Annotated in this window: 6 protein-coding genes; 2 read left to right on the top strand and 4 right to left on the bottom strand. The window is 46.7% G+C overall.

Features of this window, described 5'->3' with window-relative positions; genetic code table 11:
* Positions 1–366: 366 nt before the first annotated feature.
* Positions 367–6,021 carry an alpha-2-macroglobulin gene (locus BKN38_RS01305; RefSeq protein ID WP_066454211.1) on the bottom strand — a complete coding sequence of 1,885 codons (5,655 nt, stop codon included), beginning with the start codon at positions 6,019–6,021 and terminating at the stop codon, positions 367–369.
* A gap of 693 nt (positions 6,022–6,714) precedes the next feature.
* Between BKN38_RS01305 and BKN38_RS01300 the strand changes: the two genes are divergently transcribed.
* Complete coding sequence (locus tag BKN38_RS01300) at positions 6,715–9,576, top strand: transglycosylase domain-containing protein (RefSeq protein ID WP_066454205.1); 2,862 nt, start codon at positions 6,715–6,717, stop codon at positions 9,574–9,576.
* A gap of 354 nt (positions 9,577–9,930) precedes the next feature.
* On the opposite strand, the gene BKN38_RS01295 is transcribed toward BKN38_RS01300, so the two are convergent.
* The 3 genes from BKN38_RS01295 to gltX form a co-directional block, all read right to left on the bottom strand.
* Positions 9,931–11,592: a transglycosylase SLT domain-containing protein gene (locus tag BKN38_RS01295; RefSeq protein WP_082942457.1), complete on the bottom strand. Its 1,662-nt coding sequence runs from the start codon at positions 11,590–11,592 to the stop codon at positions 9,931–9,933.
* A 14-nt stretch (positions 11,593–11,606) separates the two neighbouring features.
* The gene (locus BKN38_RS01290) at positions 11,607–11,891 is read right to left on the bottom strand and encodes a YggT family protein (RefSeq protein WP_066454202.1); all 285 of its coding nucleotides are present in this window, start codon (positions 11,889–11,891) and stop codon (positions 11,607–11,609) included.
* Positions 11,892–11,987: 96 nt separating this feature from the next.
* A complete protein-coding gene (gene gltX / locus BKN38_RS01285) occupies positions 11,988–13,433 on the bottom strand; it encodes a glutamate--tRNA ligase (RefSeq protein WP_066454199.1) in 1,446 nt (481 codons plus the stop codon).
* A gap of 130 nt (positions 13,434–13,563) precedes the next feature.
* Here gltX and BKN38_RS01280 point away from each other — a divergent pair, with 130 nt between their 5' ends.
* Positions 13,564–14,790 carry a PLP-dependent aspartate aminotransferase family protein gene (locus BKN38_RS01280; protein WP_066454196.1) on the top strand — a complete coding sequence of 409 codons (1,227 nt, stop codon included), beginning with the start codon at positions 13,564–13,566 and terminating at the stop codon, positions 14,788–14,790.
* The last annotated feature ends 1 nt before the right edge of the window (position 14,791 follow it).

The raw sequence follows: 14,791 nt of genomic DNA, 5'->3' as shown, positions 1-14,791 counted from the left end.
TATGCAAAGTAGCTTAAAAGCGCTCAATAAGCCGCACAAAAATCGCCCACCGCCTTGCTTGTGTAACATAATGTAATGAAAGATGGTAGAACATAATTATGTAGATATTTTATAAAAGCGCAGTAGTGGGATTTGAATAAATACTGGCACGATCCCTTTGCAATGGCGGCGCAGAATTTAAACTAGGCAGAATCTTAAAATCGCTCAAAATCTAAATTATGCAAAAACGCCAAAACTAGATTCTATATGTTGATTTTAGCTGCACTTTTTAGCCATGCGTTTTTTACCTACTTTTAACCGCAATTTCCATGTGTGTATTTTTAACTGTGTGCTTTTTTAGCCGCGATTTGCGCCCGTAGTGCAGATTTACTCCACCTGCACGCTTTTAGCACTCGTGCGGGCTTGGAAGCTGCCATCATACATCGCCTCTGCAAACGCGCCACTTAGGATATATTTGCCAGCGATAGTGGCGGTGCATTTGATAAAGACTTGGCGCGTGTTATAAGATCTTATCTCGCCATCATAGCTGCTATCGATGCCCTCATCAAAGAAAAACATCACCCTATCTGGCAAAATATCCATATAACTCGCACTTGAGTTATTCATAAATTTGCGCCCCAGATTCTGCTCGCTATCCTCATCATCATCGCTTTGGCGCGTGATGCGTGTGTTTTGTATCTCCCAGCCAGAAGGGATGATTTGCGTGAGGGCTAGGTTTTTGATAGAGCGTGCGCCTGTGTTTGAGAGGCTTAGCGCGATGTAAAACTCATCATTTTTCTTTAGCATCGCCGGGTCGATAGAGACGCGCTCGCCATTTACTATGCGGAAAAACTCGCGATTTATTTTTAGGTTGGATGAGAGTTCTGGCATTTTTAGCGGGTCTTCATCTAGCACGCCGCTGCTTACGAGTGAGGCATATATTTTGTCTTTGGCATTTAGTGTGTTTTTGCTGCTTGGGTTTAGGGCGATGCGCGTGGGTTTGTCTATGGTGTAGTCTTTGCCATTTAGGCTAAATCGCACTTCTTTTTTGCGCTCATTCCCGCTATCTAGCGTGCTTAGAGCAAGCAAAGATGTGGCGATATCTTGCGTGCCCATCCAGCTAGAATCCTGCATCGCCCTTGCAAGATTGGCTATCATATCAGCAGGCGCGCTGCCATCGATTATGGATAGCATGTAGGCACTCATCGCTTGGTTGGTAGTAGCGCTTCCATAGTAGTAATACCATGCGTATTCGTCATTTTCTTTGCGATACAGCGAGGCATCAAGCATATTTTTGGGGAGTTTGGCGCGGATTTCTTTGGCTATGGATTCTAGTCCGCTTAGCTTGTAAGCAGCGGCAAGGGTCAGCTTCTCGCGCAGTGAAAGCGCAGAAAACGCTTCAGAATACATCGCATTCATCGCACTCACATCAGGCGTGCCATAAAGTGCTAGCAAAAATAGTGGATACGCTCGCATCGACACATGCCCATCTCGCAGGCTATTTTTGGCATAGCGCGCCCAGTTTTTGAGCGCAGAATCCGGCACTTCATAGCCTTTGGATTTGGCTAGCAGCAAGAAAAGCGCGGCATAGTCGCTGCCATAGCGGCTCACATAATCAGAATCTATCCAATAGCCAAACCCGCCGTTTCCGTGCTGGAATTTTAGGATGCGGTTGATTGATTTTTGCACCTTTTGTTTGCGCGCCTCTTCGCCCTCATCGCGCGTGCCTTCAAAGCCTAGCATCAAAGGCATGGTCGCGGATACGCTTTGCTCTATACAGCCATAGATGTAGTGCAGCAGGTATTCTACTTTGTCTTGATAGGCAAAAATAGCAGATGGCGAAATAGTGATGCTTTGGGCTAGCGAGCCTTCGACAAATTTTTTACCGGTTTTCTCTGTGCCTAAAGTGCGCGATTTGCCGGATTCTAGCGTGAAAAGCTCTTCAAAAGATTGCGGTGCTATGGGCGTGCTTACGCGGACTTTGTAGGTGTTGTGCTGTGAGATTTGCTCGGATTTGGCGCGCGCGTTTGCGCTGGTGCGAGAATCCGCGCTAGAATTTGCGCCCGCGCTAGATTCTGCATTTGCACCAGAATCCGCAGAATCCGCAGAATCTAGGCCACCAGAATCCGCGCTAGAATCCGCGCCAGCGCCGCCTTTGATATTTGTCGTAGCATTTAGCTTTATCGTGAGATTTGCTTCGCCAAGCGCTTTTGGACGCACGGATATGTATTGCATGAGTCGCGTTTTTTTGGCATTCATATTAGCATGCAGCTTTTTCACATTCATATCGCTTTCAAAGGCAAAATCTGCCTTTTCTATCGTCGCGCCATCTTGTGCGACTACTTCGATAGGCACGATGATTTCATCATCTATTTTTATCTCTTCTGGCAGGTTTGAGTAGAGGTTTGCGCTTTGGGCGATTGAGACATCTTTTTGCGCGTTGCCTACACTTGCCTCATCGCTTGTGATAAGCATCACGCGCGCGCTTCCTACATAGTTTGGCAGCTGGTATTGAATATTTGCCTCGCCTTTTTCATCAGTCAGCCCGCTTGTGAAATAGACTAGATTCTCCCTGCGCTCTTTGCCTAGCTTGCTTTGCGCCTCGCTGCTATCATCGCTATCATCACCGCCGATTAGCACGCTTTGATTTACCACGCCTAGCACTTTGGTAAGGAAGCTGTCATAGTTGTCAAAATACCGCGTATCTAGGCTAATCTTGCTATAAAGCCCTTTTATCGGGTCTGGCGTGCGGAAATTGATGATATCTAGTATGCCACGATCCACAATCGCTAGCGTGTAAGCCATTTGGCGTTTGGCGGGGTTTGCTATGCGGATGTTTAGCGTGGAGTTTGGCTTGATGGATTGCGCTACTTCAAGCGTGGGGGCGAGGTTTAGGCTAGAATCTACCACCGGGATGTTGACTATGCCAAAGCTTCGTTTTATGATATTTGTGGCGGTGCTTGCTTTTGGCGCGCTAGAATCTATTGCATTAGATTCTGCTGCCCCGCTAGATTCTGGCGTGATGTCAGCTTTTATAAGCGTCACGCTCGCATAGATATTTGGCGCGTATTCTGCGATGATTGGGATTTGGTAGGTGGTTTTGGCACTTGTGATTGGGATAGTATCTACTTTGCTTAGCTCATCGCCATAGTTTATCGCGACAATCGCGCGCGAATACCCGCTAGAATCAAAGCTTATGCTAGCATTTTCGCCGACATTATAAGAGGGCTTGTCTAGCTCTATGGGGAGCTTTTTGGGGTTTGCTTTGGTGGCGGCTTTGCCATACATATCAGCCACTATCCACACCACGCGCGGCGCGCTTTTGCCATCATCTAGCTCGATAAACACCGAGTCATAGTCTTGCACCAGCCCCGCTAGATTCTCATTTAGCATCACAGGCTCGGTGCCGCTTTCTATCACGCCTTCTTTGATTAGCGTGGTGTTTATATCGCTTTTTATTTTGGCATCGAAGTTTTGCTGCGCGTCATAGTCAAACCACCAGTAGCGATTGTTGCGATAGATTTTGTAGTTTAGCGAGGCGTTGGCGATGGGTTTGTCATTTTTCGGATTTAGCACGATTATGGGGAGGTTGAAAGGCTGGCTTAGGTCGATATAGCGATTTATGGGTTTTACGCCGATGATGCTATTTGCGCCAAAATACTGCGTGCTAGCGGTGTTGCCCACAGGATGCCCGGTGCTTTCAAATACTTGCGCGTTGTAGGTGATTTTTAGGTGTTTTGCGCGTTTGGAATCTAGCTGGCGGCTGCTTTGCAGGCTAGATTCTGCTTTTGCTATGTCTATGGTCGCTTTTGCATTGCCGCTTTCATCGAGCTTGCCGCTATTATTTATCTCATGCAAAAAGTCCGCGCCATCATAGAAGACAAAATCACTATATGACTTTGATTTATAGCGCAGTGGCGAGATTTGCGTATTTATGCTGTATTTTAGCCCAGAAGCTTTCGCGCCCGTGAGATAGCTGCTAGATAGCTTTAGCTCTAGGGATTTTTTCGCGCTATCAGCGATTTTTGGCGCGTCTAGCTCGAGGCGGATTTTGTTTGGGATGATGTATTCTATCTGAAAATCATTATAAAACTCCTCGCCGCCGATATTAAACACCGCGCGATACTTGCCTGTAAGCGCGCTAGAATCCGTCCTAAACACATAGCTATAAAGCCCATAGCCCACCGGATTTATCACCGCATCTTTGATGATTTTGCTTCCTTTTGGGTTGATGATGGAGAGCTTTATAGGCATATCTTGGATTTTTTTATCGCGGATGAGTGCGTTTAGCTGGAGGCTCTCGCCCGGCTCTGCGATGCCTCTATCAGTGTAGGTGAAAACTTTGCGATAGCCTTTTTGCGCACCGCTTAAATCCAGCCCATCAAGCAGATAATTTTGCAAATCGCGAAGGCTTAGATAATTCCTATCATCACCAAGCCTTGCTTCTATATAAAAAGGCGTCATTGTTTGGTTTTCTTTGTTGATGTTTGAGGGGCTATCTTTGGCGGTGGATTTGATAGCATTTAGCTCCACGCGCCCATTTTTATCACTCAAAGCAGAATCTATCACTTGGCTGCTATCAGAGATGAGCGAGATTTTGGCGTTTGCCAAAGGCGTGCTAGTGGCAGAATCTAGCGCATAAGCGATGATTTTATCTTTGTCTTTGTGCGCTACTAGCGCGATGTCAGAGATGATGATAAGCTTATCGCGCCCCAAGCCATAAACCTCGCCATAATCATCATCTTCGTATCTGGATTCTCGTTTATCATAGTCTATCGTGTCTTTTCTATCAGTGGCGATGTGTAGCAGATATACGCCGCGCTCTAGCTTGCCGCTGCCATCTTTGGTAAGCATGCTTAGATCAAGTATCGTTTGTGTCGTATCCGCGCTTGTGTCAAACTCTATCTCACCGCGATATATCTCATCGCCGCGATTTCTTGCTGCGACATTGCTATTGCTGTAGCGCAAGATTTCAGCGATGCTGTTGTCATGGATTTTGTAGGCGGTTAGGGTGCTTTTTTTGATGCTTGTCGTTAGGAGTCCGATTTTTAGATCCGCATCACTTGAGAGGATACTTCCTTGAGAGGCAAACTCAAGGCTTGGTGTGAGGCTAGGGAAATCCACGCGCTGGCTGTGGTTTATCGGCGCACCCAAATCTATGCTATACCCTCTATTTGGCGCAAATTCGCTAGTGATTATTATCTTGCTTCCTTGACTTAGGGCTTTGAAATCCATGTTTGCGTTATTGTTGTTTTTTATGCTTATGAGGTTTTTTAGGCGGTTTGGCTCTAGGCTTAGATCTTTGCTTAGATACACTTCTAGCGTTTTTTGCTTGCTATAAGCTTGCATGCCAAGCACTTTTGCAGTTTGTGACTCGCTAGAATCTAGCTCGATGGCGTGCGTGAAAATCTCGCTACCTTTGGCGTTTTCTAGCTTTATTGCTCTAGAATCTAGTGCTATGGTGAAGCTTGATTTGGCGCTAGATTCTGCGTTTGGTGTGCCTTGCGCGTTTGTGCTGGATTCTGCGCTTTGAGCGCCCGCACTAGATTCTGCATTTTTTGCGCCCGCGCCCGCGCCCGCGTTCGCTTTTGCGCTCGCTTCCCATGTTAGATTCCACGAGAATCCATTTATCACGCTATATGTCGCGCGAGAAGTCGCAAGCGGCGCGCCATTTATGGTGGTGATAGATTCTAGGATGTCTTGCGGGATGTTTTGCGTGGCTTGGATGGGGAGGCTTATTTGCGTGGTGTTTTTCTCGCTATTTTTGGTAAATGTCGGATAGCCAAAGCTTATAGAAATCGCGTTGGTGCGCTCTTGCTGGCTCACCCCGCCAGCGAGCAAAAATATAATACCAGCAATCACCAGCACACCAAAAACGGCGATAGCCACAGCCTTTTTGGGCGCTTTTGCCAAAAGGGATTTGGGGGATTTGATGGAGGATTTAAGAAAGGATTTGGGATTTGCTGGGGATTTATCGTTTGATGAATTTTGGTTTTGCTGTGGGTTTTGTAGTGGATTTTGCGGATTTTGTGTGTTTTGCATGATTGCTCCTAAATAGTTTGCCAAACGCTTAAAAGTTTTCAAGCGACAAGGACTTCAAGTAAAAAGGCTGTAGGCAAAAAACCTTCAAGTGAATGACTTCGAGGCTCTAAGTGCGACTTGCGCGTTTTGCGCGCGTGTTTGCGTTTGTGTGCGTTTTGCATTGTTTGCACGCGCGTTTTATGCTTGCGCTTGCGCGTATTTCGCGTTTTATGCTTGCGCGCAGTTTATGCGGCTTGCGTTTTTGCGCGTATAAAATGTAGATTCTAGCGTATTTAACTTAATAATACTCTTTATAACACACTCTTAAAACTAGCCCCTAGCCGATACGATACAAGCAGTTTTTCTAAGTAGATTCTCCAAGCAAATTCTCCAAGTAGATTTTTGGCGGATTTTTGGTAGATTTTAGGCGAATTCTAGATTTTAGGCAATCCTCAAATAAATCCCAAGTAGATTCTCGTCATTGCAAGGAGCGAAGCGACGAGGCAAAGCGTCAGCTTTTTAAGTAATGACGATTTTGCATTGCCTGCATGATATATAGCCTATAAATTTAGATTCTGCTAAAATCTAGAATCCAAAAATCGCAACAAGGCAGAATCTAGAATCAAAAAAGTTGCAACACAAAAAGACAAAAGCTAGATAGAATAAAATCCAGAAGCCAAAAGTTGTAACACCAAAAAGGTAGAATCTAAATAAATGAAAAAAGCAAAGCCCAAAAATCCGCGCTTGGTAGTCGCGTCATTGCGATTATATTTTGCTAATTTTTTCGCGCGCTTTTGTGATAGATTTGCATCATTTATCCAAAAAATCGCCCGCCTTCGCGCTAGATTCACACTAGCTATCCCAAAAAGCGCGTTTCGCACTAGATTTGCGCGATTTGCTCCCAAAAAAACGCGTGCTTTCACGACAAGTTCAGCACCATCTACCTCAAACCACGCCCGCCTTCGCACCAGATTCACACCCCTTAGGCCCAAAAATAAGCGCCTCACGCTCGCTATTTTTACCGCCCTCATCGCGCTTTTTGGCTTTTTTTGGATATTTAGCGATGTGGATTCTCTGGATTATGAGCCACCTTCACTCATCAGCTTTGACAAACACGGCGAGCTTTTGAGCTTTTTTGTCAATGAGCGCGACAATTTCAAAGTAAGCATCGATGCAGAAAAAGAGGAGATTCCGCCGCTTTTGCGCGATTTTATCGTGCTGTATGAGGATAAGCGATTTTATTCGCATCATGGCGTGGATGTGCTGGCGATAGCGCGCACGATAGGCACCAATATCGCGCATAGCAAGCGCTATGGCGCAAGCACGATTAGCATGCAGGCCATCAAGCTCGGCGAGCGCGCCAAGCGCACGATTCCCACCAAAATCAAAGAGTCACTTCAAGCCCTAAGGCTAGAGATGAGGCATAGCAAGGATGAGATTTTGAGAATCTATGTCGATAATGCGTCTTATGGGAGCAATATCGTAGGTATCAAAAGTGCGGCGCTGCTTTATTTCCGCAAGCCCCTAGGCGCGCTAAGCCCCGCAGAGATGGCGCTCCTAGCCGTGATGCCAAACGCGCCAAATCTGATTTTCACCGCGCCAGACAAACTAGCAAACAAGCGCAATCTCTTGCTAGAGCGCGCATTGAAGCAAAATCTCATAAGCGCGCAAGACTATAAGCTAGCCCTGCTAGAGCCGCTGCCAAAGCTCGAGCGCCAAAACTCAATAGCGCCGCATTACACGATGTTTCTAGCGCAGCGATACGCGGGGCAGAAGGTGTTTTATACGCATATTGACAAATCGCTGCAAAGCCTGCTAGAGCGGCGCGCCAAAGAATATGCAAGCGTGGTGAAGGACAAAGGCGCATCAAATCTCGCGCTCATCGTGCTAGATTCTCGCGATGGTGAGGTGGCGGGCTATGTGGGCTCGCAGGATTTTTATGATATCAAGGGGCTTGGGCAAATCGATGGCGTGCAGGCAAGTCGCAGTGTCGGCTCGACGCTAAAGCCGTTTTTATACGCGCTCTCCCTTGATGCTGGGCTCATCATCCCGCAAACCAAGCTGCCTGATGTCAATCAGTTTTATGGCAATTTCAACCCGCAAAACGCCTCGCTAAATTTTTATGGCAAAGTGTCTGCGCTAAATGCGCTTAGAGCCTCGCTAAATGCGCCTTTTGTCGCGCTTTTGCAGGATTTTGGGCTGGAGGAGTTTTTTTATTTTTTGCGCGCAAATGCGGGCTTTTATGAGCGCGATTTTTCCAAATATGGGCTCTCACTCATCCTTGGCACCAAGGAGCTTAGCCTTTTTCAGCTTAGCAAGCTTTATCTAGGGCTAAGGCGCGGCGGGGTGTTTGATGAGATAAAGCTAGGCACAAATACGATTGAGAGGGGTGAAGTGGGTTTTGGTGAGGTGGATTCCGGCAGGGTAGATTCTAGTGCAACAAACACACGCGTGCGAGAATCTAAAATAGCAGAATCTAGTAGAGCGGATTTTGCAAAAGTGGATTCTGCAGGTTTGAATTCTAAAGCGCGCCATATCGATTTGCTAGATGCCTACATCCACCACCAAAGCGCACAAAATCCCACCTCCGCCACGCCCATATCCAAAGAAGCCGCCTATATCACGCTGCAAAGCTTGCTGGATTTGTCATTTGATCTGCAAAGCGCAAAGCTAGCCGATAAAATTGCGTGGAAAAGCGGCACTAGCTTTGGCAACCACGATAGCTGGGCGATTGGCGCGAGCGATAAATGGGTGATTGGCGTGTGGGGCGGGAATTTTGACGCGCGCTCTAGCACGAAAATCACAGGCAGGGAGATTGCGGGGCGATTTATGTTTGATATTTTTGGGCTGCTTTCGCAGGATGCGCGCGAGTTTGACGCGTGGGCGGAGGTGGGGAAATGGAGCAGGGCGTCGCAAATGCGCGCGGTGCATATCGATGAAAATGGCTATCGCACGCTGGATTCTAGTGCGCGAGTGGCGTATATGCCAGCTTTTGCCAAACCGCTTCGCACCGCGCAAGAATCTAGCGCAAACAAGCCCATCATCGTGTATCCCACGCAAGGGCTTAGGCTGGAAAATATGCAAGCAAGGGCGGATTTTACGAGGGCGGATTTGCGGGCACAAGGAGCGGAAGCTATGCAAATGCAAAAGATAGATTCTGCGCGGGTGCAAAAGGTGGATTCTGGTGTAAATAGGGCAGAATCTAGAAGCGCGGAATCTAAAAATGCAGAATCTAGCGCGGATTCTGAAGTGAATTTGGGGGCGGATTTGCGAATGGATTCTAGGGTAGATTCTAGAGTGGATTTGCAGAGGGATTCTGCTTTGGATTCTGTAGATTCTGCAGATTCTACGCCAGCATCGCGCGCCAAACCGCGCAACAGCACACAAAGCAGTGCCATAGAATTAGTAGCGCTTATTGATGCCAAAGAGAAGGCGTATTTTTTCTTAAATGGCGAGTTTGTCGGCGCAAACGCGCTCGGGCGCATACGCCTAGCGCCAAAAGTCGGCAAAAACACGCTCTATGTGATAAAACAAGATGGCAGCAGCGACAGCGTGTGGTTTGAAGTGATACGCTAACGCCACACATTTATTGCCAAATAAGCTAGCATTTTGCAAGGATTTGAAAAATCCGAAGCAATCCACAAAAAAGCGTTAAAATCTAAAAACTGACTACCTTAGCCGCTTTTGGTTTATTGGTTTTGTAAGTTTTGCTTAGTTTGGGATTTGGATTCTGCCTAGATTCTGCATTGTGAAATCTGGGTAGAATCTAGGTTTGGCGCTAGCGCGCCTTCTATCTCGATTTATATAAAAATCCTTGCGGATTTTTTCTTTGGATTGCTTCGCTATGCTTGCAATGACGGAATGTTGCTTACCAAGCGCGGCTTTGCTAAATACGACTCACTAAACGCGATCTGCCAGATAGCTGGTTGCCTAGTATCGAAGTGTCTTTTTTAGCAGCTCTTCGATGGGTATTTCTTTGCCTAAAAGCTGCTGGTAGATGACATAGTTTGCAATCACTTTCATCCCATAAAATCGCGGTTCCTCGCTAGGCATCAGCTCTAGAGAAATCCATGGCTCATATTTGCGCGATTTTAGGAAAAGCTTCTTTTTGACGAGCAGTCGGCGCAAAAATCCCGGACCGCCATTATACGCATACGCGACAAAAAGCGGGTGTTTAAACTCTGCATCAAGCTCATCCAAATACATCGAGCCGAAGCGATACGCAAACGCTGGGTCAAACATACTATCAAGCGACACATTCTGCATGCCTAGCTTTTTGGCAAATGGCTCGACATTAAAAGGCATGATTTGCATCATCCCAAGCGCATAGGAGCGTGAAACAAGTGCTGGCAAAAAATTGCTCTCTTGCTTGGCGATAGCTAGGCTCATAGCCTTTTTGCTATCATCGCGCCATTTTACCAGCTCGACATAGGGCATGATGTAGTAGTTCATGCTGTATTTGGTGAGGCGGTTGCTAAAATACGCAAGATGCGGGATCGTATCGGTGGTGTAAAATGTTTTGGTGGCGGCTTCGTATTTTTCTTCGTCTTTTATGGCGGTGACTTTTTGGCGTATGATTTGCCATGCAAATGGGTCTTTTATATCGATGATTGGCGCTTTTTTGGTGATGTTTTCAAAGCTAGAGATTATCTGATAATTGGGCGTTGTTTTTAGCTTTTGGTTGGCAAAAATAGAGAAAATATCCACAAAATTGCTTGTCTGCAAATCATGCAAATAAAGCTCATTGTCACTCAAAAGATATTGCCAAAATATCGCTCTATCGCGGAAAAACGGATCAAGTGCTGCCTCGCGTGAGCGTGCGAAGTATTTTAGTGCGTCGCGTTTGCTGCCATTTAGCACTTCATTGATACCTAGCAAAAAGAAGGTGTTGGTATCAGAGATGCTGATATCTGCTTGGGAAATCGCCTTTTTAAAATGCGCGAAATTAGCATCTAAGATGATGCTTTGTAGCACGCGATTGAAGGCGTATTTGTTCTCATGCGCTAGCTTTTTTATATTGCTTGGCTTGATGCCACTTTCAAATATTTTTAGCTTTTGGGTATAAGTCAGGGCGTTGAAAATGCTAGCAAACATCACCGCATCAGAATCAAACATCGCTTGGGCGATATTTGGCGCGCGCAGGATTTTTATCTGGGTTGTAATATTTTTGTTGCTAGCTAGTTTTTTGCTGAAAAACTCTATATCGCTAGCGTTCATCGTAGGCACATTGGCAAGCTTTAAGCCATAGGCGATGCACTCGGCATCCTTTTTTTTAAGCTCATTTATAGGCAGCTGCACGCATGCTACGCTTTTTGGCATCTCTTCGTGAAAGCCCTTTTCTTGCAGCGCCTTTTTTAGCTTTGGGATTTCGGTATTTACGAGTTTGTAGGCTTGGATGGATTCTTGTAGGTTCGTATCTTTGTCGCTTATAAACTCCCAGATATAAAAATCCCTTTCCACGCCTTTTGGCTTGCTTTGCAGCTCTTTTAGGCTAAGAAGTGGCGTAGCGTGCGCGCTTGTGGCAAATGCGCTAAAAGCGACAAAAGCTAGGACGAGTGAAAAAGGCAAGATTTGCAAAAATTTGCTAGGCATTATTTACTCCTCCATTATCTAGCTAGCTGTAGCAGCACTTGCATAAGCACTTGATCTATCACTTGCAGCAAAATCACCACCACAAGCGGGGAAAGATCAATGCCATTTATCACCAAAAATGGCAGCTTCCTGCGCACAAAATCTAGCAGCGGATAGCTTAGGCGATAAATCACCTGCACGATAGGATTGCTAGGATCTGGGCGCACCCAGCTCAAAAACACCGCGATGATGATAATCCACATATACGCCCAAATCAGCATGTGCAAAGTCTGCGCGAGGGCGTTTATTATGATACTCATAGATTCTCCTTTTTGGCTTTTAGTTTTTGGCTTGCGGTTTTAGATTCTAAACGATGCGCTGGCGCAGAATCCAAAAATCTAGAATCTAGCCCCATTCTAACTTTTCACGCGCATGATATTTGCTAGATTCTCGCGCAAAAGCGGATAAAGAAGCGCGATATCAGGACCATGACTCGCGCCACTTAGCAATATCCGTAAAGGCTTGAAAAACGCCTTGCCCTTTAGCCCGCTAGCCTCCATCGCTACCTTTTTAAACTCATCATAAGTCGCTGGCGGGTTCGCAAAGTTTGGCGCTAGGCTTTGTAAAAGTTTCTCGCATTCGTTTGAAAAATCCTCGCCTTCATATTGCGCGCGTATGTCTTTTGGCATAAAAATCGGTGTGATTTTGGCGCGCAATTCATTGAGTGTGCTTGCTTCTTCGAGGTAGATTCTGCCAAGCGCGCCTAGATTTTTTACCGCATCACTAATGCCGCCAGTCGCGCCAGAATCTAAAACACTAGAATCCACACCGCCCAAACCACCAGCCGCACTAGAGTCCACACCAGAATCCAAACCAATAGCCTCCAGCACCTCTTTATCAAGCACCGATTCTAGCAGATACGCCAGCGCGCCATCTTCTAGCCTCTGCAAATGCGCGTGATTTATAAAGCGCAGCCGCGCGATGTCAAATCTCACCGGCGATTTGGCAAGCTTTTTGATATCAAACCACTCTATCGCCTCATTTAGCGTGAAAATCTCTTGTGGTGTGCTGTTTCCCATAGCGATGAGATAGTTGCAAATCGCACTTGGCAAAAACCCCTCTTCAAGCAGCCACGCCACGCTTGATGCGCTATCTCTTTTACTCATCTTTTTGCCGCTTTCGCCCAAAATGATAGGCAAATGCGCGTATTCTATCTCGCGCGCATAGCCAAGCGCTTTATGCACGAGAATCTGCTTTGGCGTGTTGCTCGTGTGATCCTCGCCGCGCACGATCGCGCTGATGTCATATATCATATCATCGCACGCGCACGCGAAATTATAAGTCGGCACACCATCCTCGCGCAAAATCACAAAGCTATCAAGCTCATTTGGCGCAAACTCCAAATGCCCCTTTATCATATCATCATACGCGATGGATTCTGTGCTGCCTTTGAGTCGCACCACCGGGCGCACGCGAGAATCCGCTTTGCCAGAATCCGCCCAGGAGTCATCATAGCGAAAAGCGCGCTTTTGGGCTATCGCCTCTTGTTTTTTGGATTCTAGGAATTCTTTGGAGCAGTAGCAATAAAACGCCTTGCCTTCATCCAGTAGCTTGCTAGCAAAGGCGCGATGTCGCTCGAAATTGCCACTTTGATACACCAGCTCATCCCACAAAAGCCCAAAAAGTGTAAGAATCTGCAAAATCTCTTTGTCTTTGCCCTCAATATTGCGCTCCATATCCGTATCTTCGATGCGTATCAAAAAGCGCTCGCCGCGCTGTTTGGCAAGGATGTAGTTAAAAATAGCAGCGCGTAGATTCCCGATATGCATATCACCGGTGGGCGATGGAGCGAAACGAAGCATGTTTGACCTTTGACATAGATTTTTGGCATTTTAGCACAAAGCGCACAAATCCGCCATATATTAACAATAACGCAATGCAAATTCGCTATAATGCGCGCTTTTATAGCATATCATCGACAAGGATTCTAGTATGAAAAACACGCAAAATATAGCTTTTGACACGCTTTTGATACATGGCGGCAGCACCACAGATGCACGCACAGGCGCGGTAAATACGCCTATATATCAGACCTCGACATTTGCGCAGCCAGCATTGGGGCAGAATCTAGGCTATGAATACTCGCGCACCAAAAACCCCACGCGCGATGGCATAGAAAGCTTGATAGCCGAGCTTGAGGGCGGGAAATATGGCTTTGCCTTTGCTTCTGGGATGGCGGCGATTGGCACGATTTTGAGCCTTTTTAAAAGCGGGGATTGTGTGATTATCTCGCATAATGTGTATGGCGGGACTTTTAGGATTCTGGATAAGGTGTTTGCAAACTTTGGCATCACTTATAAAATCATCGATATGCGCGATCTAAGCGCGCTAGAGCAAGCGATAACTAGCGATGTCAAAGCTTTGCTGCTAGAAACGCCGGCAAATCCTTTGATGAGTGTGACGCCTCTGCGCGAGGTGGTGAAAATCGCTAAGACAAAATCAGAATCTAGAAAGCAAAAAATTTTGACAATCGTAGATAATACCTTCATGACGCCCTATCTCCAGCGCCCGCTAGAGCTAGGCGCGGATATCGTGCTGCATTCTGCGACCAAATATCTAGGCGGGCATAGCGATCTAGTAGCGGGGCTTGCGGTGGTGGATGATGAGGAGCTAGCTAGCAAAATAGGCTTTTTGCAAAACAGCATCGGCGGCGTGCTAGCGCCATTTGATAGCTTTTTGCTGATACGCGGGATAAAGACGCTTGGGCTTAGGATGCAAAGGCATTGTGAAAACGCGCTAGCATTAGCGGAGTTTTTGAGCGCTCATAGCGCGGTGGAGAGGGTGTATTATCCGGGGTTAAAGGGCTTTGAAGGATATGAGATACACGCCTCGCAAGCAAGCAGGGGCGGGGGGATGATAAGCTTTGAGCTAAAAGAGGGCTATGACTATAAGAAGTTTTTCGCCTCGACAGAGATCATTGTGCTAGCTGAAAGCCTAGGCGGCGCAGAATCCCTGCTATGCCATCCAGCGAGCATGACGCACGCCTCCATCCCCAAAGACATCCGCGCGCAAATGGGTATCAGCGACAATCTCATAAGGCTATCTGTAGGCATAGAATCTGTGAGCGATCTTATCGCGGATGTCTCGCGCGCTATCGACAAATCTGTGATAGATAAATCCGCGATAGACAAATCCTCGATAGACAAGTTTGGGCGATAAA

The organism is Helicobacter sp. CLO-3 (genome assembly GCF_001854545.1).
In the GTDB taxonomy this organism is placed as follows: domain Bacteria; phylum Campylobacterota; class Campylobacteria; order Campylobacterales; family Helicobacteraceae; genus Helicobacter_B.
The sequence above is the reverse complement of the archived record's forward strand: the minus strand, read 5'-3'. Positions and strand labels throughout refer to the sequence as shown.

Bases quoted from the DNA above. Each gene is read 5' to 3' on its own strand.
- BKN38_RS01295 (WP_082942457.1), bottom strand. From the start codon at position 11,592: ATGCCTAGCAAATTTTTGCAAATCTTGCCTTTTTCACTCGTCCTAGCT.
- BKN38_RS01305 (WP_066454211.1), bottom strand. From the start codon at position 6,021: ATGCAAAACACACAAAATCCGCAAAATCCACTACAAAACCCACAGCAA.
- BKN38_RS01280 (WP_066454196.1), top strand. From the start codon at position 13,564: ATGAAAAACACGCAAAATATAGCTTTTGACACGCTTTTGATACATGGC.
- gltX (WP_066454199.1), bottom strand. From the start codon at position 13,433: ATGCTTCGTTTCGCTCCATCGCCCACCGGTGATATGCATATCGGGAAT.
- BKN38_RS01290 (WP_066454202.1), bottom strand. From the start codon at position 11,891: ATGAGTATCATAATAAACGCCCTCGCGCAGACTTTGCACATGCTGATT.
- BKN38_RS01300 (WP_066454205.1), top strand. From the start codon at position 6,715: ATGAAAAAAGCAAAGCCCAAAAATCCGCGCTTGGTAGTCGCGTCATTG.